The following is a 22,370-nucleotide window of genomic DNA, read 5'->3' as shown; positions in this document are numbered from 1 at the left end:
AGTTGAGACCCGAGTGATGAGGAGGGCACGTGCGATTCGCGCTGGACGCACTGTTCGCTGACGTGCCCGCGGAGCAGGTCGATGAAGCTCGTGACTTCTACAAGTCGAGGGCGGCAGGCCGTGGCCCCAGCTCACTGGAGGAGCTGAAGGAGGCCCGAGCGAAGAGGTCTGCTCCTCCTGCCGCCGATCCGCCTGCCATCGAAGAGACGATCGAAGCCGCGGAAGCGCGCGTCCCTGTCAGGATCTTCACTCCTATCGACGGTCCGCCGCGGGGCGTTTACCTGGACATACACGGCGGCGGCTTCTACATGGACTCCGCAGCGAGAGGAGACAAACGCAACCGCGAGCTCGCAGACGCCCTGCACCTCGCCGTTGTCAGCGTCGACTACCGGCTGGCCCCTGAACACCCCTGGCCCGCGGCACCCGACGACTGTGAAGCAGCGGCGCTCTGGCTCGCCGAAGAAGCCGATGCCCGCTTCGGAACGTCCCGACTTGCGATCGGCGGGAGCTCCGCGGGAGCCACACTCGCCCTGGCGACCCTGCTCCGGCTGAGAGACAAAGGTGCCGTTGGCCAGTTCACCGGCGCTGCACTCCAATTCGGCACCTACGACTTGAGCGCACGAACCCCGGCCGGTCGCCGCATCACGGACGAATACTTCATCCAGGCGTACGTCGGCCATGTGGAAGACCGCACTGTTCCCGACATCTCTCCCATCTACGGCGTTCTTCGCGGGCTTCCCCCAACGCTGCTGATCGTCGGAAGCGCAGACGTGTTGCTGGAAGACAACCTGGCGCTGGCAGGTCGGTTGTCAGCGGCCGGCAATGACGTCGAGCTCCGGGTCTACCCCCACTCACTCCACGGCTTCACGGGCCACCCCACGGCAATGGCCAGGACGGCGCTCAGCGGCGTCGAGTCCTGGCTGCGCGACCGGATTACCCAATCGTAGAACTGACCGCGATCCTCGAAGGATCCCAGTCCTAGAGGTCGATTACGTGAGACACGGCCTCGCGCACTCCCGCCGACGTGGGCGGCAAACCGTCAGGCGCGCAGTCGACATGGATCGACCGGACACGTCTCATGCCAGGCTAACGCGCGTAGCCGATGCGGATGTCCGCGCTCGGCAGGTCCGGGTCGATCGGCGCCGGCGGCGGGGTGCCCGGCCGCCACGGCCGTCCCGGTCCGCGGTCGGCCGAGGTGGGCACCCGCAGCGCCTTCTTCAGCCGGGGCACCTTCGTGAAGCGGCGGGTGTGGTAGGCGGAGGCGACGGCGCCGCCGCGTGAGCGGCACGGCGAGCCGGGCTGAGCGTCACACTTCGGACAGGCGTGCTGTTCGACGTCGTCCGCGTCCGACCGGTCGGGGAGGGCTGCTGAGGTTCCGTCATGAGCCCGGATTTTCGTACAATGCAAGTCTCAGAAGGGGGCCCGTTCCGCTTTTGAGTGAGAACGGGTTCTGCGAACGAATCCGGGTCCGGCGGAGGTCTGGCGGCCCGTTTCTGATCTTGCTCGCGCAAAGGGTCGTTTATGAGAGTTCGGGCCACGTCGCTTCGGCCGGCGAGCTTCGGCAACTGAGGTGTTGGTGTTCACCGAGGTGGCGTTACCAGGCCGATCTCGTAGGCGGTGATGACAAGTTGGACTCGGTCGCGGGCTTCGAGTTTGGTGAGTAGCCGCGCTACGTGTGCTTTTGCGGTGGCCACGCTGATGTAGAGGTGGGCGGCGATCTCGCTGTTGGACATGCCCCGTCCGACGAGGGTCAGTACCTCGCGTTCCCGCTGGGTGATGTTCCCGACTGGGCGTGGATGCGGGGCTGGTTCGGGGCGGGCGGCGAACTCTGCGATCAGGCGGCGCGTGACGCTCGGGGCGATCAGGGCATCTCCGGCGGCGACCACGCGGATCGCCCCGAGGATGTCGTCCAGTGCCATGTCCTTGACGAGGAATCCGCTCGCACCCGCTCGGAGAGCGCCGTAGATGTACTCGTCATCGTCGAACGTGGTGAGGATAAGGACGCGCGTCGCTCCAGCGGCTGCCGTGATCAGCTCGGTGGCCTCGATGCCGTCCATGCCTGGCATGCGGATGTCCATTACTGCCACGTCGGGCTCGGTGTCCCGGACCAGCTGGACCGCTTCGGCGCCGGTTCCGGCCTCTCCCACGACGTCGATGTCGGGGGCGTCGGCCATCAGGACGCGCAGGCCGTTGCGGACCAGTGGCTGGTCGTCGGCGAGCACGACGCGGACCGTCATGAGATGTGCACTCCTTCGGCGAGTGGGAGCCGGGCTGCCACGCGAAAGCCGCCCTCGGGGCGAGGCCCGGCGGTGAACTGGCCGCGTAGCAGGTTGACGCGTTCCCTCATTCCGGTGATGCCGTATCCGGTGCCGGAGGTGGGGCCGCCGCGGCCGTCGTCGGCGACCTCTATGGTCAGTTCACCGTCTTGGTAGCCGATGGTGACGCGGCAGTCGGGGGTGTTCGCGTGGCGTACGACGTTGGTGAGGGCCTCCTGGACGATCCGGAAGGCGGCCAGGTCGATATCGGGGGGCAGGGGCCGTCGTTCTCCGAGCCATCGCATGTCGACATGGATGCCCGCGTCCTTCGCCGAGGCGGTCAGCCGGTCGAGGTCGGCCAGCCCCGGGGCAGGCTCGCGCGGTGCGGCCTCCGCCCCGGGGCCCGGTTCGGTGCGGCGCAGTGCGCCCAGGGTGCGCCGCAGCCCGGCGAGGGTTTCCCTGCTGGTGTCTTCGATGGTGGCCAGCGCGTTGCGGGCTTCGTCCGGCTGTGTGTCGATGACCCGGCGGCCCACGCCTGCCTGGATGGCGATGACGCCGATACTGTGCGCGATCATGTCGTGCAGCTCACGGGCGATCCGGAGGCGTTCGGCAGCGGCGGCCTGGGCGGAGGTCTGTGAACGCAGTGCCGCGGCGTGCTCTCGGCGTTCGTGAATCGAATGGCCGGTCATCCAGGCGGCGGCGAGCGCGAGGACGAGGACCACGACCGTGCGGGCGAAGCCGTCCGTCCCGGTCCCGAGGCGTGCGGCGAAGGCGACCTGTACGCCGAGCGTCGTGACGGCAGCGGTGACCGCGATGCGGCGAGGCCGGGTGGCCACGATGTATCCGACGGCGAGGTCGTTTGCCAGAGCCAGCAGATACACGACTTGCCAGAACGGGGTTGTCGTCGCCGTGACGTACGTACCCAGGAGCATCAGTGCCAGGGTCGGCAGTGGGCGGCGGCGCAGCAGTCCGAGAGGAAGGACCGTGACCGCGGCCGCCGAGACGGAGGGCAAGCCTGGGGAGTCGAAGGGCGTGCCGCGTGCTGCGAAGAACAGTGCGAAGGGGTAGGCGATCGCCCCGCACCAGGCCAGAGCCGCCCGCGCGGCCGGCCGCAGGTGCCAGGACAGCAGGGGACGCGGCTTGGCGGACATGGGGCGATCGTAATCGCCTGACCAGCGGCGGAACATTGGCCCGTGGGCGTACGCCCACGGGATACCAGGCATCCCGCGAGTGCAGCCGACAGGCCGATGCCGGACGGACGCTCTCCCCGGCACCGTTGGCCGGGTGATCGAAGTCAACGAACTGACCAAGCGATACGGCAAGGCCACTGCCGTCAACGGCCTGACTTTCACCGTGCGCCCCGGGCACGTCACCGGGTTCCTCGGTCCCAACGGTGCCGGCAAGAGCACCACGCTGCGCATGCTCCTCGGCTTGACCGAACCCACCAGCGGCGCCGCCACTATCGACGGTCACCTGTTCCGGGACCACCCGCGCGGCCTGCGTCACGTCGGTGCCCTGCTCGACGCCCATGACGTCCATGGCGGTCGCAGCGCAGTGGCCTATCTGTCCGCCCTGGCCCGCAGCAACGGTATCCCGCGGCACCGGGTGGACGAGGTCCTTGAGGAGGTAGGACTGGCTCCTGCGGCCCGGCGTCGCATCGGCGGGTTCTCCCTGGGCATGAAGCAGCGGCTCGGCATCGCCACGGCTCTGCTCGGCGACCCTCCGGTACTGCTGTTCGACGAGCCGGTCAACGGCCTGGACCCGGAGGGCGTGCGGTGGGTACGCGGCCTGTTCAGGCGACTGGCCGCCGAGGGGCGCACCGTGTTCGTCTCCAGCCACCTGATGAGCGAGATGCAGAACACCGCCGAGCACCTGATCGTCATCGGCCGGGGCGAGCTGATCGCCGACGAGAGCGTGGCGGAGTTCGCGGCCCGCGGCACCCGCCAGAGCGTGACCGTGCGGACACCCGACAGCACCGCGCTGGCAGCTGTGCTCGAAGCCGAGGGCGCTTCGGTACAGCCGGACGACTCGGTCGCTGACGCAGAGGAGTGGCTCACCGTGACCGGCCTGAGCGCGGCCCGCATCGGGGAACTCGCCTCCCACCACCGCATCGTGCTCCTTGAGCTGGCCACCCGCACCTCCTCACTGGAGGAGGCGTTCATGGAACTCACCGCCGACAGCGTCGAATACCTCGCAGGAGAATCCCGATGACCTCGACCACCACACAGCAGACGGGGGTCTCGACCGCCGTGCGCGCCGCCGAGCCCGGCGCCCGCTTCCGGGACCTCCTTGCCGCCGAGTGGATCAATCTCTGGTCGCTGCGGTCTATTTCCTGGGCGTTCGGGGTCAGCGCGCTGGTCATCATCGCCATCAACATCAGCGCGGCCGTCGCGGACTACAACAACTGGCCGACCTACAACGAAGGGATCCGGGCCCTCTTCGTTCCAATCTGGGCCATGCGGGACGCCTTCACCATCGGCGCCTGCATGGTCCTGATACTCGCCACCGGCAGCATCGGCGCCCTCACGGTCGTCGGCGAGTACAGCACCGGACAGATCCGCACGACTTTCGCGGCAGTACCGGCCCGCCGATCGGTCGTAGCGGCCAAGATGGCCGTCGTGACGGCAGTCATGCTCGTCTACGGCACGGTCGTCGCGGGAACCTCGTTCGGCGTGACACAGGCCATCCTGTCCGGTCGGGGCATCGGCCTGTCCCTCGGCTACCCAGGCGCGCTCCGCGCCGTCGCGGCGTCCGCTCTGCTCGCTCCGGTGTGCGCGCTCGTCGGGATGGGCCTCGGCGCCCTCATCCGGCGCACCGCAACCACCCTCGTGACGTTCACCGGCATTCTTCTGCTTCTGCCGTTCCTCCTCAACGACCGCCACCGCTGGTCGTCCGCCATCCTTCACGCGCTGCCCCGCAGTGCGTGGGAACGACTGGTGCAGATGGGCGACCCCTTCGAATCGGCCCCCTACCCGGCGACCATCAGCGGGTCGTGGATCGTGTACGCGGCTTGGCCCCTCGCCGCAGCAGTCGTCGCTGTGGTCGCCGTCCGCCGGCACGATCCGTGAGCCCGCAGGGACTGGCTGCCAAAGATGTACACCGGGCCGTTGCAGCAGGCTCTTGGTCCGTGCTCGCCGGGTGCCAGGCGGGAGTGTGACGGCCCCGCCCCACGCTCAGGCTTCCGGCCAGGTCGTGCCACGCGGTGCCGGTTGAGGGGTCTGCGAGTCGGACGCCGTGCGGGGGCCGGGCACCATGGACGCCGCGGCGGCGAGGGCGAGGTGCGAGTTCATGTCCAGCTCGAACCGGCCGTAACGGTCGTCAACTCGTCATCCTGGTCGCGGCCGTCTTGGCCGGGGTGTCCGTACCCGGGCAGTTGGCCGACCGGCGCTCTCACTGGTCGCGCCGTTGTGCGCTGGTGACGGCGAGCACGGCTGCGGTGAGCGCCCACACCGCGTAGACGGTCCAGGCTCCGCCGGTCGTCCACGGGAAGTCGGTCTGGCGGGGGCCGACCTCCACGAGCCGCAACCACGCCTGATAGAGCGTGGCGTGCCCGGCGACCGCCGACCAGTGGCGGCCCTCGGTGAAGACGATGGGCAGCACGAGGATGACCGCCACCGAGGCGATCATGGTGGCCGCGGTGTGCCTGATGACGGAGCCGATGGCCATGCCGACTACCGCGCACACGGGCGCAAGGAGGGCGGACGCCACTACGACACGCAGGGCGCCCGGGTAGCTGATCGAGACGCCTGCGTCCCGGCCGTCGAGGATCGCCTGCGTCAGGCCGAACGAGGCCCCCGCGACGATCGAGCCGAAGACAGTGGCGACCGCGGTGACGACCACTGTTTTGGCGGCCATCACCGAACGGCGGTCCGGAACGGCCGCGAACGTCGTACGACTGGTGCCCGTGCTGTACTCGCCGATGATCGCGACGGCGCCGATGGCACCGAGAGCGAGCATCATGACCATGGCGGAGTTCGCCGTGAACGCCTCCTGCAGCGGAATTCCGGCCCGGACGTAGTCGTTCCGGTCCGCCGCGCTCCGCTCCGGCCAGTAGTTGTAGGTGTCGTAGGCGGTCCCCGCGTTGAACGCGATGACGGCCAGGGCGGTGGCCCCGTACGCGATCCAGGTCGAGCGCAGCGACCGAAGCTTGATCCACTCGGCGGCCACCAGGTCGTAAAAGCGGGCACGGGGTTCGTCGGCGCCAAGTCCGCCAACGGGAGCGTACGTCGTGGTCACTGAGGGTCTCCTGCGAGGTATTGCACGCTGTCGGCAGTGAGCTCCATGAACGCCTCTTCCAACGAGGCGCACCGGGCGCTGAGGTGATACAGCGGAATACGGTGCTCCATGGCGATCTCACCGATCCGGACCGCAGTCACACCAGTCGCAGCAAGCAGGTCGCCCTCCGTGTCCACGGCCGCGCCCTCGGCCGTCAGCAGATCTCTCAGGACGGCAGCGGCGGGCGTACCCACCGTGACGCTCTGCCCAGTGCCGCGAGCGGAAAACTCCGTGAGGCTCTCGGCCGCGATCAGCTCACCGCGGCCGATGACGATCAGCTCGTCGGCGGTGTGTTCCATCTCGGACATGAGATGGCTGGAGACAAACACCGTGCGGCCCTCGGCGGCCAGACGCCTGAACAGGTCACGCACCCACCTCACGCCTTCCGGGTCAAGGCCGTTGAGCGGCTCGTCGAAGAGCAGTACCGGTGGGTCACCGAGCAGGGCGGAAGCGATGCCGAGCCGCTGCTTCATGCCGAGCGAGAATCCGCCGACGCGGCGCCGGGCGACCTCGGCGAGGCCGACCTCCCGCAGCACCTCCTCCACCCGACGCTGCGGGATGCGGTTACTGCGGGCCAGGGCGGACAGCTGCGCCACCGCGCTGCGCCCGCCGTGCACATCGTGCGCGTCGAGAAGGGAGCCGACATGACGCAGGCCGCGGGGCCGGTCGCGGAAAGGGCGGCCGTCGACGGTAACGGTGCCGCCGGTGGGCTCATGCAAGCCGAGGATCATCCGCAGCGTGGTGCTCTTGCCGGCGCCGTTCGGACCGAGAAACCCGGTCACCTGTCCGGGCCGCACAGTGAAGGTCAGATCTTTGACGGCCGTCGTGCCGCCGTATCGCTTCGTGAGCTCGTTGACTTCGATCACGGGGACAACGGTGCCGGTGGGCGACCCCGCCCGTAATCGGACCACCGATGACAATCGGAGAGGACGGGGGTCAACCCTGGTTGTACGGCTACGGTCGGATGTGCCGTCAGATGCGGGTGCCTACGATCAATGCATGTCCGCCTCACCGCCGCTGCCGTTGCCGCTGCTCAAACGCATACCGCCGGGCCTGTGGACGGTACTGGCGTGGTACGCGGCAGCAGTCGAACCCATCGTCGAGTACGTAGTGATGCCGCAAGCGCCGACGTACTCGCTCAACTACCCCCAGGACGGACTCGACTCGCTCGGAGCCCAGACGCTGCTCGCCGTCGCCTTCGTGCTGATCCTGGCCGGCAGCGCGGTGCTGCGCCGCAGGACCTCCGCGGCGTACGGTCTGGTGATCGCCGGTACGGTCATCTCGACGGTGGCCTGGCGGCAGGATGAGATTCCGCCCACGCAGTTCCTGGCCGTGGATATCGCCCTCTGCTACATCGCAGCCACCCGGCCTCGGCGGAACTCGCTCACCGCGGCCGCCGCAGCGCTCGGCACACTGGCCGGCTACCTCGTCCTGCGGTTGATCACGGGCGACGATTCCAGCATCGCGCAGGAGCCGTTCGTGGCCCTGACCGTGGTCATCGCCTGGCTCATCGGTAATTCGTCGCATCAGGCCCGGGCCCACAACGCAGAGTTGCACGCCCGGGCCGCCGCCGAGGCCGTCACCGCCGAACGGCTGCGCATCGCCCGCGAGATGCACGACACCGTCGCCCACAGCATCGGCATCATCGCCTTGCAGGCCGGCGCCGCGGCCCGGGTCATCGAAACCCAGCCGGCCAAAGCCCGCGAGGCGATGCTCACCGTGGAGATGGCCGGCCGCGAGACGCTGTCCGGGCTGCGAAGGATGCTCGGCGCGCTGCGCCAGGCCGACCACGATGAGGAACGCCAAGGCCGCGCGCACGCGCCGGCGCCCCTGCGACTGGCCGCTGGCCTGGCGAACGTGGAACAGCTCGCCGCGACGACCACGGCCGCCGGAGTCCGCGTGGAGGTGCGGTGGCAGGGCAGGCGCCGCCCGCTGCCAGCCGACATCGATCTCGCGGCGTTCCGGATTGTCCAGGAGTCGGTGACCAACGCCGTACGGCACTCGGGTGCCGATTCCTGCCAGGTGCGCCTCGACTACCGCGCGGACGAACTCGCCGTCGAGGTCTCGGACCGAGGGGAAGGCGGCGGCACCAGCACGGACACCGGATACGGCCTGATCGGCATGCGCGAGCGGGCCGCCCTGCTGCATGGCGATTTCACGGCCGGGCCCCGTCCCGGGGGCGGCTTCCTGGTAGCGGCCAGGCTCCCGGTACCGGCCGGGACCGAGGCAGAAGCGAAGGCGGGAGTCAGATGACCATCCGTGTCGTGCTCACCGACGACCAGCCCCTGGTCCGGGCCGCCCTGCAGATGGTCATCACCGACACCGCGGACATCGAGGTGGTGGGCGAGGCAGAAGACGGCGCGGAAGCGGTACGGCTGACGGAGGAACTCGCCCCCGACGTCGTCGTGATGGACCTCCGGATGCCCGGCATGGACGGCATCGAAGCCACCCGGCTGATCACGACGGGCACCGGCTCCACACGCGTCGTCGTCCTCACGACCTTCGACGACGACGACTACGTCTACGGGGCGCTGCACGCCGGCGCCTCCGGATTCCTCGTCAAGGACATGGCCCTGGACGACATCCTCGCCGCAATCCGGATCGTTGCCGCCGGGGACGCTCTGATCGCACCAGCCGTCACACGCCGGCTGATCAAAGAGTTCACCACCCGACCCGCAGCGTCACCGCCGCGGCGGTCGGAGCTCGACGGCATCACCGCCCGGGAACGCGAGGTGCTGACCCTCGTCGGCAGGGGCCTGTCCAATACGGAGATCGCAGGGGAGCTCTCCATCAGCATCGCCACCGCCAAGACCTACCTGACCCGCCTGCTCGCCAAGCTCAATGCCCGCGACCGGGTGCAGCTAGTGATCCTGGCCTATGAGGCGGGCCTGGTGGCAACATCCCAGTGAGTGGACGGACTCCCCGCACAGCGAGCACCGGCGGACGGTGCGCGATCCACGCGAGTCCGATCCAACCTCGCCTGCCGTCAGTGCACAGGTTGATCAAGGTTCTGGCTCACCGCCGGCTGTCACCGGGGGCCAGAAGGCTGGTCAGCTCGGCGATGGCCGCAGGTGAGGGCTTGAAGTAACGGCGGAGGTTCTCCGGCTTCTTGTGACGCGACTTGGCCATCAGCATGAGTCCGGCGACATCACCGTCACATCGCCCGCGGCCTCGGCGGCCAGCAGTGCCGCGGCAACGTCCTCAGCTCCGCCCAGATCGTCTTGCCGTCCTCGGTGTGCCGGCTGCCCCACCGCTGGGTCAGCTGGGCCACGAGCAGCAGGCCGCGTCCGCCCTCGTCGAAGGTCTTGGCGCGGCGCAGATGCGGGGCGGTGCCGCTGCCGTCCGACACCTCGCAGATGAGCGTGGTGCCGTCGTGGATCAGGCGCAGCTGGATCGGCGGGGCGCCGTGCCGGATGGCGTTGGTGACCAGCTCGCTCACCACCAGCTCCGCCGTGAACGCCGACTCGCTGATGCCCCACAGTGCCATCTGCGTGAGCACGTACTGGCGGGTCCGGGCGACGAACGCCGGGTCGGCCGGTATCGCCCAGGTCGCGCCCCGCTCCGCCCGCAGCCCACGGGTACGGGCCAGCAGCAGCGCCACGTCGTCGGTGGCGCCGTTCGCGGGCAGCAGGGAGTGGACGACTCCAGGGCATACGCAGGATTATCACCGTGCGTAACCTTGCGGCTCCTCATCGTCGCGAGTTCCATTCCGCCGGACCGAACGGGCTTACGGGTGAATTCAGCCTAGTGGGTCACGCTGTCGTACACCCGGGCAGCGACAGGAGTGCCGGGAGGAGGTGCGAGGAGTGCCCGGCGCCCGGCCGGCAGAAGTGGCGCGACGGGCTCTTGACGCCCCGGCGGATCGCATCGTCAGATTCTGTTTGGTCACGATCAGTTGTACGAGCACTTGTGGTCGCTTGTGTGTCGATCTTTCCCGGAACGTCCATCCGCAGGTCCGACGAAGGGAACCACCATGACCGTCACGCGCAGGTCGTTACTCATCGCGGGTACCGCCGCACCGATGGCCGGAGCGCCGGCGGGCACCCCCGGCGTCGCGGGCGCCGCGGAGCGGACACGGCAGTCGTCGGCCGGCCGCGCCATCCCGCTCCGGGACGGCTGGCGCTTCGCCCTCGTCAACCCGGGTGGAATCACCGACCCGACCGGCGCGTACGCCGACGCGGCCGAGCCCGGCTACGACGACTCCGCCTGGCGCCGGGTCGCCGTCCCGCACGACTGGAGCATCGAGCTCGCCCCGACCACCCGGAACGGCACCACCAGCGGCACCGGCTTCTTCCCCGGCGGCCTCGGCTGGTACCGCACCACGTTCACACTGCCGCCCGCCCTCGCCGGGAAGCGGATCTCCGTCGAGTTCGACGGCGTCTACATGGACTCGTACGTCCACTGCAACGGCACCGAGGTCGGCCGCCACCCCTACGGCTACACCGGCTTCGCCTTCGATCTCACCGACCTGCTGCACACCGACGGCACCACCGAGAACGTCATCGCGGTCAAGGTGCAGAACCGGCTCCCCAGCAGCCGTTGGTACTCCGGCAGCGGCATCTACCGCGAGGCCCGCCTCGTCGTCACCGAGCCGGTGCACGTGGCCCGCTGGGGCACCTACGTCACCACGCCGGACATCACCGAGGAGCGCGCCCTCGTCCGCGTACGGACCTCCGTGGTGAACGCCTCCGGCGCCGCTGCCGGCGTCGAGGTCGTCTCCCGGGTCGTCGACGCCCGTGGCCGCACCGTCGCCCGTACGTCCTCCACGGTCGCCGTCACCGACACCGCGACCGAGACCCACGAACTGACCGTGCGCGAGCCGAGGCGGTGGGACTTCACCGACCCGTACCGCTACGCCCTGAAGACCGAACTGCGCGTCGGCGGCAGAACGACCGACACCTACCGCACGGCCTTCGGTGTCCGCACCTTCCGCTTCGACCCGGACGAGGGCTTCCACCTCAACGGCACCCATCACAAGATCAGGGGCGTCGACCTCCACCACGACCTCGGCGCGCTCGGCGCCGCCGTCAGCGCCGACGCCGTCCGCCGGCAGATGACCATCATGAAGTCGATGGGCGTCAACGCGTTCCGCACCTCGCACAACCCGCCCTCCCCGGAGATGATCGAGGCCTGCGAGGAAATGGGCATCGTGATGACGGTGGAGGCCTTCGACTGCTGGAAGAGCCCCAAGACCCGGTACGACTACGGCCGGTTCTTCGACGAGTGGGCCGACCGGGACGTCACCGAGATGGTGCTCGCGGCCCGCAACTCGCCCGCCGTCCTCATGTGGTCCATCGGCAACGAGGTCTCGGAGTTCACCTCCACCTCCGGCCTCGCCATGGCGGACCGGCTGATCGCCGCACTCAAGGCCTCGGACGACACCCGCCCGATCGTCATCGGCTCCCACCGCCACCGCAGCGTGCCCGCCCCCGGCACACCCGGCGACCTGATCCTGGCCAAGCTCGACGGCCTCGGCCTCAACTACAACACCGCCAAGTCGGTGGACGCGCTGCACGCCCGCTATCCGCACCTCTTCCTCTTCGAGTCGGAGTCGTCCTCGGAGACGTCGACACGCGGCGTCTACCAGGAGCCGGAGCGCCTCAACACCGGCGAGAACCACACGCCCGGCAGACGGGGCGTCTCCTCCTACGACAACAACCTCGCCTCCTGGACCATGAGCGGCGAGTACGGCCACAAGAAGGACCGGGACCGGAAGTGGTTCGCCGGGCAGTTCCTGTGGTCGGGCATCGACTACATCGGCGAGCCCACGCCGTACGACGTCTTCCCGGTGAAGGCGTCCTTCTTCGGCGCGGTCGACACGGCAGGCTTCCCCAAGGACATGTACTACCTGTTCCAGAGCCAGTGGATCAGCGAGCCCATGGTCCACCTGCTGCCGATGAGCTGGAACCACCAGAAGGGCGACACCGTCGAGGTGTGGGCGTACTCCAACGTCGACACCGTCGAACTGTTCCTCAACGGGAAGTCGCTCGGGACGAGGAAGTTCGACGAGAAGAAGACCGTCGACGGGCGCCCCTATCTGGAGACCACCGAGGCGACCGGAGACGACAAGACCTTCACCGACGGCCCCTACCCCGGCAGCTACACCAGCCCCAACGGCAGCGCGGGCAAGCTCCATCTCACCTGGAAGGTGCCGTACGCGCCGGGCGAGTTGAAGGCGGTGGCGCGCCGGAACGGCAGGGCCGTCGCCACCGACGTGCTGCGCACGGCCGGGGCACCGCACGCCGTGCGGCTGACGGCCGACCGCGCGTCACTCCCGGCGGACGGACGTTCCCTGGTCTTCGTCACCGCCGAGATCGTCGACGCCCGGGGTGTGGTGGTGCCCGACGCCGAGCATCTGATCTCCTTCGACGTGCGCGGCGGTTCCCTCGCCGGGCTCGACAACGGCCGGGAGGAGAGCGCCGAGCGCTACCAGGCCAGCACCCGGACCGCCTTCGGCGGCAAGGCACTCGCGATCGTGCGGTCCGGGGTCGAGCCCGGACCGACGAAGGTGACGGCACGGGTGGAGGGCCTGCGCACCGGAAAGGTCACCGTGCGGGCCACGCCGGCGCGCGCCAAGTCCTCCACACCGCCCGCCGAGTTCGAGCCCGACCATCCGGCTCCCGTCACCTACCCCCACGCCGACGCCAGTTACTCCGGGCGCCCCGACACCCTGCCCGCCGCCATGCTCGACGGTGACCCCGCCACCGGCTGGTCCAACGGCTTCCTCAAGGCGGCCACGGCCCTGCTGCCCGCGTTCAGCGGGGCGCGGCCCGAGGACTGGGTGTCGGTCGACTGGGGGAGGGCCGGTACGGTCGGCCGGGTGGAGGTCTCGTTCACCGTCGACGCAGGCCACACGCTTCCCGAGACCGTCGAAGTCGCGGTGTGGGACGGCACGCGGCACGTTCCCGCCGAGGGCGCGGAAGTCCACTGGGCCACCGCCTCCGACGCCCCCACGGTGATCATTTTCACCCCGCTGCGCGGCAGCCGCATCCGGCTCACGCTGACCAGCCGGTATCCGGGCGAGGCACGCGGCGCGGTGCGGATCAGCCGACTGGACGTCCTCGCCGTCTGACCGCACGGGGAGTCACCGTTCGACGGTCCGGACGGAAAACCAGTCCCGCCCGGACCGTTGACGGGCTGTCATGTCTCTAACAGCATGGCCAAGGTCCGCACCTGGGAGCGCTCCCATGCCCATCGCTCCCCACCCCTCACCGCTGTGCGCCCCACCTCCCCGAGGAGCCCAGACGTGAAACGACGCAGAACCACCCTGCTCGCCGTAACGGCCCTCCTCGCGGCGGCGCTCACCGCGCTGCCCACCGGCTCGGCCCAGGCCGAGGAGGCCGAACAGGTCAAGAACGGCACCTTCGACACCACCACCGCCCCCTGGTGGACGTCCGGCAACGTCACCGCGGGCCTGACGGACGGCCGCCTCTGCGCCGAGATCCCCGGCGGTACCGCCAACCGCTGGGACGCCGCCGTCGGCCAGAACGACATCACCCTCGTCAAGGGCGAGTCGTACCGGTTCGGCTTCAGCGCGTCCGGCACCCCCCAGGGGAACGTCCTGCGCGCGATCGTCGGCCTGTCCGTCGCGCCGTACGACACCTGGTTCGAGGTGAGCCCGCAGCTGAACGTCTCGGGCGACTCGTACACGTACACCTTCACCTCACCCGTCGACACCGCCCAGGCCCAGGTCGGCTTCCAGCTCGGCGGCAACGCCGACCCGTTCACCTTCTGCATGGACGACGTCTCGCTGCTCGGCGGGGTGCCGCCGGAGGTGTACGAGCCCGACACCGGGCCCCGGGTGCGCGTCAACCAGGTCTCCTATCTGCCCGCAGGGCCGAAGAACGCCACCCTGGTCACCGACGCCATCACGAAGCTGCCCTGGCGGCTGAAGAACGCCTCGGGCGCGGTGGTCGCGCACGGCCGGACCGTCCCGCGCGGCGTCGACGCCTCCTCCGGACAGAACGTCCACTCCATCGACTTCGGCTCGTACCGCAAGCGCGGCACCGGCTTCACCCTCTCCGTCGACGGCGAGACCAGCCACCCCTTCGACATCGACCCGAGCGCCTACGAACGCCTCCGGCTCGACTCGCTGAAGTACTACTACACCCAGCGCAGCGGCACCGAGATCCGCGACGACCTGCGCCCCGGCTACGGCCGCGCCGCCGGCCACCTGGACGTCGCGCCCAACAAGGGCGATCACGACGTGCCCTGCCAGCCGGGCGTCTGCGACTACACGCTCGACGTCACCGGCGGCTGGTACGACGCCGGCGACCACGGCAAGTACGTCGTCAACGGCGGCATCTCCACCTGGGAGGTGCTGAGCACCTACGAGCGTTCCCTGCACGCCCGCACCGGGCGGACCGGCAAGCTCGGTGACGGCTCGCTCGACATCCCGGAGAGCGGCAACGAGGTGCCGGACCTGCTCGACGAGGTCCGCTGGCAGCTGGACTTCCTGCTGAGGATGCAGGTGCCGGACGGGCAGCCGCTCGCGGGCATGGCCCACCACAAGATCCACGACGAGCAGTGGACCGGCCTGCCCCTGATGCCCGCCGACGACCCGCAGAAGCGCGAACTGCACCCGCCGAGCACCGCGGCCACCCTGAACCTCGCCGCCACCGCCGCCCAGGCGGCCCGCCTGTACCGCCCCTACGACCGCGCCTTCGCGGCGAAGGCGCTCGACGCGGCCCGCACCGCCTGGGCCGCGGCAAAGGAACACCCGGCGATCCACGCCTCCGAGAGCGACGGCATCGGCGGCGGCACCTACTCCGACGACAACGTCACCGACGAGTTCTACTGGGCGGCGGCCCAGCTGTACCTCACCACCGGTGAGAAGGCGTTCGAGCGGTACGTCCTCGGCTCCCCGGTGCACACCGCCGACATCTTCGGCAGCCTCGGCTTCGACTGGGCCCGCACGGCCGCCGCCGGCCGGCTCGACCTCGCGACCGTGCCGAACAAGCTGCCCGGCCGCGACAAGGTCCGGGGGTCCGTGATCAAGGGCGCCGACCGCTACCTGGCCACGCTGAGGGCACACCCGTACGGCCTGCCGTACGCACCCGACGACAACCTCTACGACTGGGGCTCCAACCACCAGATCCTCAACAACGCGGTCGTCATCGCCACGGCCTACGACATCAGCGGGGCGTCGAAGTACCGCGAGGGCGCGCTCCAGAGCATGGACTACCTCTTCGGCCGCAACGCCCTCAACATCTCCTACGTCACCGGCTACGGCGAGGTGGACGCACGCAACCAGCACAGCCGGTGGTACGCCCACCAGCTCGACCCGGACCTCCCCAACCCGCCCGTCGGCACGCTGGCCGGAGGCCCGAACTCAAGCATCCAGGACCCCTTCGCCCAGAGCAGACTCCAGGGCTGCGTCGGCCAGTTCTGCTACATCGACGACATCCAGTCCTGGTCGACCAACGAGCACACCATCAACTGGAACGCGGCGCTGGCCCGCATGGCGTCGTTCGTGGCGGATCAGATCTGAGTCCGTCACCGGCCGCGTGCGGCCGACGCCTCACCGGGCGTCGGCCGCACCCTCTTTGGTACCGCATGCCGTGCCTTGTGACCTGCGGCTATTTACGAGTAAGTACCCTCGCGGTACCGTTGGCGCATGCCAGCTCTGAATGTGGAGTTCAGTGACCGCGAGCTAGAGGATCTGCGGCAGATAGCCAAGGAGCGCGGTACGTCGATGAAGGCGCTCGTGCGCGAGGCGGCCGCGGCCGACATAGTGCGGCACCGGGCGCTGAAGGAAGGCGCGGAGGCCTTCCGCGAGTTCTTCACCGCACACGCGGACGAGTTCGCCGCCGCCTTCCCGGACGACGAACCGGTCGTCAAGGTGGAAGGGCGGGCCGTCTGACCGATGGCACCCGTCATCCACATCGACGTGCCCTGGCTGCTCCAGCGACACGAAGAGGTCATGCCCGAGCAGCCCACCATCAACGACTTCTCCGCGCTCGTCGCGGCCGTGGCCCGGCATCGCGTCGATCCGCCGCGCCTCGGTGTGGACTCCGACCCGGCCTGGCGGGCCGCCGCGCTGCTGCACACCCTCGCGCTGCTCAAGCCGCTGCCGGCAGCCAACGCCCGTTTCGCCTGCGCGACGGCCGTGGCGTACATGTTCGTCAGCGGCGTCGGCATCGACCCGCCCTACGGAGCCCTCGTGGACCTCGCGCGTGACCTGCTCTCCGGGAGCACGGACGTCTACGGGGCGGCGGACCGGCTCCGGTCCTGGCAGATCTGAGCGAACCCGCCCCCGGGGCCGCCGACCGAGGGCGGGAGGAGCCAGTGCCGCGGTCGGCGGCCTGTTTCGCGCCACATGAGGTGCTTGAGACTTTGGGTTCCAGGAGAACCGGAAGGGTTCATTCTGCGAAGTGGAATACTCCGTACCGGTCATCTGACCTGCTTTTAGTGATGCGGATGTTGCCCAAGTGCCTTGTTAGCCACGAGTAACTTGTGCAAGGGTGACCTTCCTGCGCATGGGCAATGGCCCGGCCGGAAAGGCCACTTGGCTTCTCCGGTCGCCGAAGGGCCCAAAAGGCTCAAGGCGGAGGGTCATCGTGCGGCTCTGTCCCCGGCCGCTTTCCCGGCGCCCGCCAAAGAGGTACGCACCATCCAGGGCCCTTTTCGGCGGTCATCACTCCGTGTGCCATCTTGCGCCTTGGAAGGAAACCCGCTCTGTGCACACCCCCCACCCTCCTCGCCCCACCTATCCGCCCGCGCCCGGGCCGGTTCCCGGTGAGTCCGACGAGACTCTCGCCGCCCGGCTGAGAGGCTGGCCGGAAGGCGGCACCGGCGATCCCGTCGCCCTGTTGATGGCGCGGCACTGGCAGCCGACGTACGACTACGCGGTCATCTGTCTCGCCTCCGGCTCCGGCGTCGCCTCGATGGTGACGGCGACAGCCTTCCACCGGGTGCTCGACGGCCTGATGCGGGGCGAATCCGGCGTCGCCCTGCGCCCCCGACTGCTGGTGACCGCACGCGACACCGTCAAGGAGTGGTCCGCGGAAGAGGGCGTGTCCGGTGTGCTGCCGGACCTGAGGAAACCCGCCGGCGGGCGCGGTATGCGGGCGGCGAAGTCCATGACGCCCGAAAATCGCAAGCTCGTCGAGCGCTCTTTCCAGGCCCTCCCGGCGGTCGCCCAGTGCTTGCTCTGGCACACCGAAGTGGAAGCCGAAACGATTACCATACCCACTGGTCTGCTGGGGCTGGACATCGACAGCGCGGCGGCCACACTGGAGCAGGCGCGCGAGAAATTCCGTGAGGGGTGCGTCCGTGCCCACCGTGAACTCGCGCCGTCCAAGGACTGCCGCTTCTACAACCGGCTGCTGGACGTGCCGATTCGCCGCGGCGGCGCCCTGCTGCCGGATGTCCAGGAGCATCTGCTGGAGTGCCGGTTCTGCCGTTACGCCGCCGAGCAACTCAGCCATTTCGAGGGCGGACTCGGAGGAGTCGTCGCCGAAGCGGTACTCGGCTGGGGCGCCCGACGCTATCTCGACTCCCGTCCCGGCCGCATGCCGCAGAAGGGGAGTTCAAGACGCCCGGGGAGCGGCGGCCGTCACCGTTTGCTCTCTCAGATCCCCGCACAGCGCCGCCGGATCACGTCCGCGACGCGCAATCCCAGAGCCCTGCTCACCGTCGGCGTCTCCTCGGGCGCGCTGATCGCGGCCATCCTGGGCGCCGCGTTCCTGTCGGACGACGGCAGTGGCGCCGATGCCACGGCCTCCACCAGCGCCACCGGCGGCATCGCCACGGCGCCGGAAGCCGGCGACGGCGAGACAGCCGACACCGCCTCAGCGACACCACCCGCCACGGCCGGGCGGCCCACCGCCCCGCAGCAGACGCGGCTGCGCAACCAGGCCGCCGACCTGTGCCTCGACATCCAGGGCGGCAAGGCCGAGAAGGGCGCCTCGACCGAGCTCGCGGTGTGTTCCTCCGACTGGACGCAGAAGTGGTCGTACGAGGAGGACGGGCTGCTGCGCAGTGTCGCCGACCCCGAGCTGTGCCTGGACTCCCAGGTCGACGCGGGTGTCGTCGTCCTCGGTAGGTGCGCCGACGAGGACTCCGGGCGCGGCGACGACGTGCGGTACGACTTCACGGTGCAGGGCGAGTTGCTGCCCCGGTGGGGTGAGGGGCTCGCAGTCGCCACCACGGCCACGGATCCCAAGGCAGACATCGTCGTCAAGGTGCGGGACTCCTCCGACGCGCAGAGCTGGCTCACGGACGGGGTGAGCGCCAGTCCCGAGTCGTTCTCCGTCTCCGGGTCCGGGGCGCCCACGCCCGAGACCGAGCCGGTCTCCGAGAAGCCGGACCAGAACGGCGAGGACGGCGAGGACGGCGAGGACGACGACCTCCCGATACCGGGAGCGAAGAAGTCCGGCTCCCCGGAGCCGAGTTCCTCAGCGGAGGCCGAACCGGGCGGCTCGGTCCTGTCCGTGCGCGACGACACGACCACGGAGACCGGCTCCGACTCCGGGACGGGGCCGATCCGGTGCTGTCCGTGACGTCGCTCGAACTCCCGTACCTTCTTCCGGGGTTCGGTCTGTGAGGGGGGTCCGTGGGCGGATGCGGGGAGCGCGTGGTCGCCGCGCGTCCCCGAGCCCTTGAGGAGCAGAGGCTGCGCCCCTTGCTCTTCGCTTCCGGCGGTGAGGGGCGTGCTGGACGCCGAGGACAGGATGTACGGCACTCCCTGCGCGGCGGCGGCCCCCGCCGCGCACACCGCCTTTGGGCGCACGATCGACAGCACCCCCACCGGAGCGAGCGTCGGCGGCGCGGGCAGAGCGCGGCCCACCACCTCGTCGGACAGGTCCCGTTCACGCACGTCCCGCGGCATCTCCGGCACGATCCGGTGGCGCTCCAGGGCCTCCCGGCCGGCACGCGCGGTGCTGCCGTCGCCCGCGCTGCCCGCCACATAACCGACCGGGCCCGTGCCGTTCCGGTGCTCGGCTGGCTCCTCCAGGCGCGTCAGATCGGCGGGCGGCAGCGGCACGGCCCATCCCGCCCAGGCGGATCTCGTACCGGAAGTCCGCCCAGCGCTTCGCCATCCGTTCGCCCCGCCCCTCGCCGTCGAGAACCGCTCCGCGTCCTGGCGATCCCGGCGGACGCCGTCCACCGTTGCGCGGGGCCGGGACGCTGCACGCGGGCCGTCGAAGCGGAATGTTTCAGGCCGATTGCTCAGCCGTGGAGATCCGGCCATTCATGATCACGGGGCGACCAGGAACCGCTCAGAATCGGGGTTTGCATGCTCGAATTCTGTGACTTCTAGCCACTGATTCAATACTCAAAGTTACTGAAACCCGTGGGGTCGATGTGTGTTCCGGACGGCGACCCGGCAGACTCGCGCTCGCCGATCCGGCACCGTCCGGGCCGATTCGTCCACACGACAGATGTGGCGGAGCCGTCCGGGCACTCCTGCAGAGCGGAAGGATGCACACAATGCCGAAGACCGCGCGTTGGGCAGCGACTCTCACCCTGGCGGCCACCGCCGTCTGCGGCCCCCTCACGGGTTCCGCGCTCGCCGCCCCCGAGTCCGCCGCGGCCGGGCTCTACGCTCCCGCTGCCCTGGTCCTGACCACGGGTCACGGCGAGACCGCAGCCGCCGCCACCCCCGAGCGCGCGGTCACCCTGACCTGCGCGCCGCGGCCCTTTGGCACACACCCGGCCGCCGCCGAGGCCTGTGCCGAACTCGGCGCCGTCGGCGGGGACTTCGCCGCCCTGGCCGGCCGGGCCGGGGTGATGTGCACCAAGGAGTACGACCCGGTGGTCGTCACCGCCCAGGGTGTCTGGCAGGGCAAGCGCGTCGCGTACGAGCGCACCTTCCCCAACGAGTGCCTGAAGAATTCCGCCGCGAGCGTCCTGTACGCCTTCTAGACGCCGCGTCGTAGCAGACCGGGGTCGCGCGGCACCGCGAGTGATGAGCGAGGGCCCGTGGCTGGGGAGCGCGAGCCCTGTCGCGATGTGTCACGCGATCCCCGTCCGGGGGCCGGCCGAGCGGAGTGGGGCCGCCGGCCGGTCCCCGGCATCATCTGCCGGTGACTCTCAGCCGGTCACTCGGAGGTGACGGTCCAGCGGCCGACCTCCTGGTGGCCGGAGTCGTACAGGGGCTGACCGTCCCCGGGTTCGATCTCGCAGTGCCGTAGGTTGCCGCCCCAGTACCGCAGTATGCGCTCCAGCTCCTGCACGGTGGTGCCCTCGTCCCAGTCCGTGCCGTCCAGGTCGACTTCGAGAAGGAACTTCACTTCAAGCGTCTCCACTTCTGTATCGCTCGGATTCCGTGCCGCTCTCGGCACGGAACGGTGTGTGCCTGCCCGCGGGTCCTTCAATCGTTTCATTGAACTGCTGCTTGGGACTTGGCCCTTGCGGCGGAGGAGACGAGACGACCTCGGGTGTGACGAGCCCGCTCGCCCGCCGTCGGGAGCGGGTGCGGGGAACCCGCAGCGCACGCCAGGTGCGCAGGCGGGCGATCAGTTCGCGCTTGAGCGCCCCGCGCGCCGCGCCCCTGGCATGTTGACGTGATGCCGGAGAACGGGCGAGAGGTGGGCCACGTCCTCGACGCGCGCGTCGAATGTGTCTGCCGGCGGTGTCGAATCCGTCCGTCGGCAGTCGGGCGACCGCGGCGTCCTGTACCGGGTGTTGCACGGCACGAGCGCGTTCGGGACCCGCCCCGGGGTGCCGGCCGGGACGCCGCCCGCTGCCGGAGCGGGCCGGCCCGCGCGCTGCCGCGTGGTCCTGCGCGGGTTCCGGGCGGTCCACCGGCCGGACCCGGCGGCTGTCGCGTCAGCGGGCCGGCGCGGCGATGCGCAGTGCCACCGAGCCCGTCGTGCTCGAACCGGCCTGCTCCTCCTCGTCGAAGTCGCGCGTCACCTCCGACCACCACGCCGGGCCGTCCTCGATGTGCCGCAGCATCACACCCTCGCGGATCGCCCAGGGGCAGATCGTCACGGACCGCAGACCGGTGACCTTCATCGTGGTGTGCCCGACCAGCGCCCCGGCCAGGCTCTGCGTCGCGCGCGGCGCGGAGATGCCCGGCAGGGTCGACCGCTCGCTCGCGGGGAGGGAGGCCAGGCTGACGATCGCGCGCCCCAGGTCCGCGCAGCGCAACTCCCGCTCCACGAAAGGACCGTGGCGGCCGGGGGCCGACCCGCACAGCCGGGAGAGCTGCTGGAAGGTGCGCGAGGTGGCCACGGCGGTGCGCGGCCCCTCCCAGCGGATGCGTGCGGCGACGTCCCGGAGCTGATGGCGGACCCTGCGGCGCAGTGCCTTGATGCTCTCCGCCGACGGCGGGTCCTGTCCATGGAAGAACTCATGGGTCAGCCGGCCCGCGCCCAGCGGCAGCGAGGCCACGAAGTCCGGCAGCCGGCCCCGCCCGAACGCCACCTCCAGCGAACCGCCCCCGATGTCCAGCAGTGCGAGCGGCCCCGCCCGCCAGCCCATCCACCGCCGCGCCCCGAGGAAGGTGAGCTCCGCCTCCACCTCGCCCGGCAGGGTACAGATCCGCACCCCGGTCTCCGCTCGTACGGTCCGCAGCACGTCCCGGCAGTTCGGTGCCGAGCGCACCACGGCGGTCGCGAACGCCAGCGGGGCCGAGGCCCCCCACCGCTCAGCCGTGCGCGCCGCCGCGGCGACCGCGTCGCACAGCCGTCGTACGGCCTCGTCGGGCACGTCACCGCCGGGCGTCACCTGCTCCGACAGCCGCAGACGCCACTTGGCGGTGTGCACCGGCAGCGGCACACCGCCCTCGGCGTCCGCCACCACGAGCCGTACGGTGTTCGATCCCACATCCACCACGCTCATCCGCATGACCGACGAAGTACCCGCGAGCCGCCCCAGCACGCGTGCCGC

Annotated in this window: 18 protein-coding genes and 3 pseudogenes; 11 read left to right on the top strand and 10 right to left on the bottom strand. The window is 70.1% G+C overall.

The genetic code is table 11. The features are described 5' to 3' along the window. The first annotated feature begins 29 nt into the window (after positions 1–29). Complete coding sequence (locus tag WBG99_RS01585) at positions 30–947, top strand: alpha/beta hydrolase fold domain-containing protein (RefSeq protein ID WP_338894550.1); 918 nt, start codon at positions 30–32, stop codon at positions 945–947. A gap of 139 nt (positions 948–1,086) precedes the next feature. Here the strand turns inward: WBG99_RS01585 and WBG99_RS01580 are convergent, their stop codons facing one another. The 3 genes from WBG99_RS01580 to WBG99_RS01570 all read right to left on the bottom strand — a co-directional run bounded on the left by WBG99_RS01580 (position 1,087) and on the right by WBG99_RS01570 (position 3,406). Further along, entirely contained in the window at positions 1,087–1,407 is a 321-nt protein-coding gene (locus tag WBG99_RS01580; protein ID WP_338894549.1) for a hypothetical protein, read from the bottom strand. Positions 1,408–1,580: 173 nt separating this feature from the next. Then, on the bottom strand, positions 1,581–2,237 hold the full coding sequence (locus WBG99_RS01575) for a response regulator transcription factor (protein WP_338894548.1): 657 nt from the start codon (positions 2,235–2,237) through the stop codon (positions 1,581–1,583). Beyond that, the gene (locus tag WBG99_RS01570) at positions 2,234–3,406 is read right to left on the bottom strand and encodes a sensor histidine kinase (protein ID WP_338894547.1); all 1,173 of its coding nucleotides are present in this window, start codon (positions 3,404–3,406) and stop codon (positions 2,234–2,236) included. Before WBG99_RS01570 ends, WBG99_RS01575 begins: the two co-directional genes overlap by 4 nt. A gap of 133 nt (positions 3,407–3,539) precedes the next feature. Between WBG99_RS01570 and WBG99_RS01565 the strand changes: the two genes are divergently transcribed. Both WBG99_RS01565 and WBG99_RS01560 read left to right on the top strand, forming a co-directional pair. Further along, entirely contained in the window at positions 3,540–4,466 is a 927-nt protein-coding gene (locus WBG99_RS01565; protein ID WP_338894546.1) for an ABC transporter ATP-binding protein, read from the top strand. Then, on the top strand, positions 4,463–5,323 hold the full coding sequence (locus tag WBG99_RS01560) for an ABC transporter permease (RefSeq protein ID WP_338894545.1): 861 nt from the start codon (positions 4,463–4,465) through the stop codon (positions 5,321–5,323). The genes WBG99_RS01565 and WBG99_RS01560 overlap by 4 nt, the downstream gene beginning before the upstream one ends. A 322-nt stretch (positions 5,324–5,645) precedes the next feature. On the opposite strand, the gene WBG99_RS01555 is transcribed toward WBG99_RS01560, so the two are convergent. Together WBG99_RS01555 and WBG99_RS01550 are read right to left on the bottom strand one after the other, a co-directional pair. Further along, positions 5,646–6,491, bottom strand: a complete 846-nt coding sequence (locus WBG99_RS01555; RefSeq protein ID WP_338894543.1) for an ABC transporter permease subunit — start codon at positions 6,489–6,491, stop codon at positions 5,646–5,648. Beyond that, a complete protein-coding gene (locus WBG99_RS01550; RefSeq protein ID WP_338894542.1) occupies positions 6,488–7,396 on the bottom strand; it encodes an ABC transporter ATP-binding protein in 909 nt (302 codons plus the stop codon). The genes WBG99_RS01555 and WBG99_RS01550 overlap by 4 nt, the downstream gene beginning before the upstream one ends. 133 nt (positions 7,397–7,529) lie before the next feature. Between WBG99_RS01550 and WBG99_RS01545 the strand changes: the two genes are divergently transcribed. Then, positions 7,530–8,783 carry a sensor histidine kinase gene (locus WBG99_RS01545; RefSeq protein WP_338894541.1) on the top strand — a complete coding sequence of 418 codons (1,254 nt, stop codon included), beginning with the start codon at positions 7,530–7,532 and terminating at the stop codon, positions 8,781–8,783. Further along, entirely contained in the window at positions 8,780–9,439 is a 660-nt protein-coding gene (locus WBG99_RS01540; protein WP_338894540.1) for a response regulator transcription factor, read from the top strand. The genes WBG99_RS01545 and WBG99_RS01540 overlap by 4 nt, the downstream gene beginning before the upstream one ends. 106 nt (positions 9,440–9,545) lie before the next feature. Here WBG99_RS01540 and WBG99_RS01535 read toward each other — a convergent pair. Both WBG99_RS01535 and WBG99_RS01530 read right to left on the bottom strand, forming a co-directional pair. Beyond that, positions 9,546–9,668 (bottom strand): annotated as a pseudogene (locus tag WBG99_RS01535) (site-specific integrase); the annotation flags it as partial. Positions 9,669–9,684: 16 nt separating this feature from the next. After that, positions 9,685–10,173 (bottom strand): annotated as a pseudogene (locus WBG99_RS01530) (ATP-binding protein); the annotation flags it as partial. A gap of 330 nt (positions 10,174–10,503) precedes the next feature. Here WBG99_RS01530 and WBG99_RS01525 point away from each other — a divergent pair. From WBG99_RS01525 to WBG99_RS01505, 5 genes are all read left to right on the top strand, one after another. Further along, positions 10,504–13,602 carry a glycoside hydrolase family 2 TIM barrel-domain containing protein gene (locus tag WBG99_RS01525; RefSeq protein ID WP_338894539.1) on the top strand — a complete coding sequence of 1,033 codons (3,099 nt, stop codon included), beginning with the start codon at positions 10,504–10,506 and terminating at the stop codon, positions 13,600–13,602. A 174-nt stretch (positions 13,603–13,776) separates the two neighbouring features. Next, the gene (locus WBG99_RS01520; protein WP_338894538.1) at positions 13,777–16,020 is read left to right on the top strand and encodes a glycoside hydrolase family 9 protein; all 2,244 of its coding nucleotides are present in this window, start codon (positions 13,777–13,779) and stop codon (positions 16,018–16,020) included. Positions 16,021–16,146: 126 nt separating this feature from the next. Then, positions 16,147–16,392 (top strand): hypothetical protein, encoded by a 246-nt coding sequence (locus WBG99_RS01515; protein WP_338894537.1) that lies wholly within the window; start codon positions 16,147–16,149, stop codon positions 16,390–16,392. A 3-nt stretch (positions 16,393–16,395) separates the two neighbouring features. Continuing rightward, a complete protein-coding gene (locus WBG99_RS01510; protein WP_338894536.1) occupies positions 16,396–16,773 on the top strand; it encodes a toxin Doc in 378 nt (125 codons plus the stop codon). Positions 16,774–17,209: 436 nt separating this feature from the next. Further along, positions 17,210–19,033, top strand: coding sequence for an RICIN domain-containing protein (locus tag WBG99_RS01505; RefSeq protein ID WP_338894535.1), 1,824 nt, complete (start codon positions 17,210–17,212; stop codon positions 19,031–19,033). A 143-nt stretch (positions 19,034–19,176) separates the two neighbouring features. On the opposite strand, the pseudogene WBG99_RS01500 reads toward WBG99_RS01505, so the two are convergent. Next, positions 19,177–19,573 (bottom strand): annotated as a pseudogene (locus WBG99_RS01500) (alpha-hydroxy-acid oxidizing protein); the annotation flags it as partial. Between the two features lie 391 nt (positions 19,574–19,964). Here WBG99_RS01500 and WBG99_RS01495 point away from each other — a divergent pair. After that, positions 19,965–20,399: a protease inhibitor gene (locus WBG99_RS01495; RefSeq protein WP_338894534.1), complete on the top strand. Its 435-nt coding sequence runs from the start codon at positions 19,965–19,967 to the stop codon at positions 20,397–20,399. Positions 20,400–20,575: 176 nt separating this feature from the next. On the opposite strand, the gene WBG99_RS01490 is transcribed toward WBG99_RS01495, so the two are convergent. Continuing rightward, positions 20,576–20,767: a hypothetical protein gene (locus WBG99_RS01490; protein ID WP_338894533.1), complete on the bottom strand. Its 192-nt coding sequence runs from the start codon at positions 20,765–20,767 to the stop codon at positions 20,576–20,578. A gap of 538 nt (positions 20,768–21,305) precedes the next feature. Next, a complete protein-coding gene (locus tag WBG99_RS01485; RefSeq protein ID WP_338894532.1) occupies positions 21,306–22,328 on the bottom strand; it encodes a Ppx/GppA family phosphatase in 1,023 nt (340 codons plus the stop codon). Positions 22,329–22,370: the final 42 nt, after the last annotated feature.

This window comes from Streptomyces sp. TG1A-60, from assembly GCF_037201975.1.
In the GTDB taxonomy this organism is placed as follows: domain Bacteria; phylum Actinomycetota; class Actinomycetes; order Streptomycetales; family Streptomycetaceae; genus Streptomyces.
The sequence above is the reverse complement of the archived record's forward strand: the minus strand, read 5'-3'. Positions and strand labels throughout refer to the sequence as shown.

Excerpts from the sequence above, each read along its gene's own strand:
- WBG99_RS01575 (WP_338894548.1), bottom strand. The coding sequence starts at position 2,237 with ATGACGGTCCGCGTCGTGCTCGCCGACGACCAGCCACTGGTCCGCAAC.
- WBG99_RS01570 (WP_338894547.1), bottom strand. The coding sequence starts at position 3,406 with ATGTCCGCCAAGCCGCGTCCCCTGCTGTCCTGGCACCTGCGGCCGGCC.
- WBG99_RS01560 (WP_338894545.1), top strand. The coding sequence starts at position 4,463 with ATGACCTCGACCACCACACAGCAGACGGGGGTCTCGACCGCCGTGCGC.
- WBG99_RS01545 (WP_338894541.1), top strand. The coding sequence starts at position 7,530 with ATGTCCGCCTCACCGCCGCTGCCGTTGCCGCTGCTCAAACGCATACCG.
- WBG99_RS01540 (WP_338894540.1), top strand. The coding sequence starts at position 8,780 with ATGACCATCCGTGTCGTGCTCACCGACGACCAGCCCCTGGTCCGGGCC.
- WBG99_RS01525 (WP_338894539.1), top strand. The coding sequence starts at position 10,504 with ATGACCGTCACGCGCAGGTCGTTACTCATCGCGGGTACCGCCGCACCG.
- WBG99_RS01515 (WP_338894537.1), top strand. The coding sequence starts at position 16,147 with ATGCCAGCTCTGAATGTGGAGTTCAGTGACCGCGAGCTAGAGGATCTG.
- WBG99_RS01510 (WP_338894536.1), top strand. The coding sequence starts at position 16,396 with ATGGCACCCGTCATCCACATCGACGTGCCCTGGCTGCTCCAGCGACAC.
- WBG99_RS01495 (WP_338894534.1), top strand. The coding sequence starts at position 19,965 with ATGCCGAAGACCGCGCGTTGGGCAGCGACTCTCACCCTGGCGGCCACC.
- WBG99_RS01485 (WP_338894532.1), bottom strand. The coding sequence starts at position 22,328 with ATGCGGATGAGCGTGGTGGATGTGGGATCGAACACCGTACGGCTCGTG.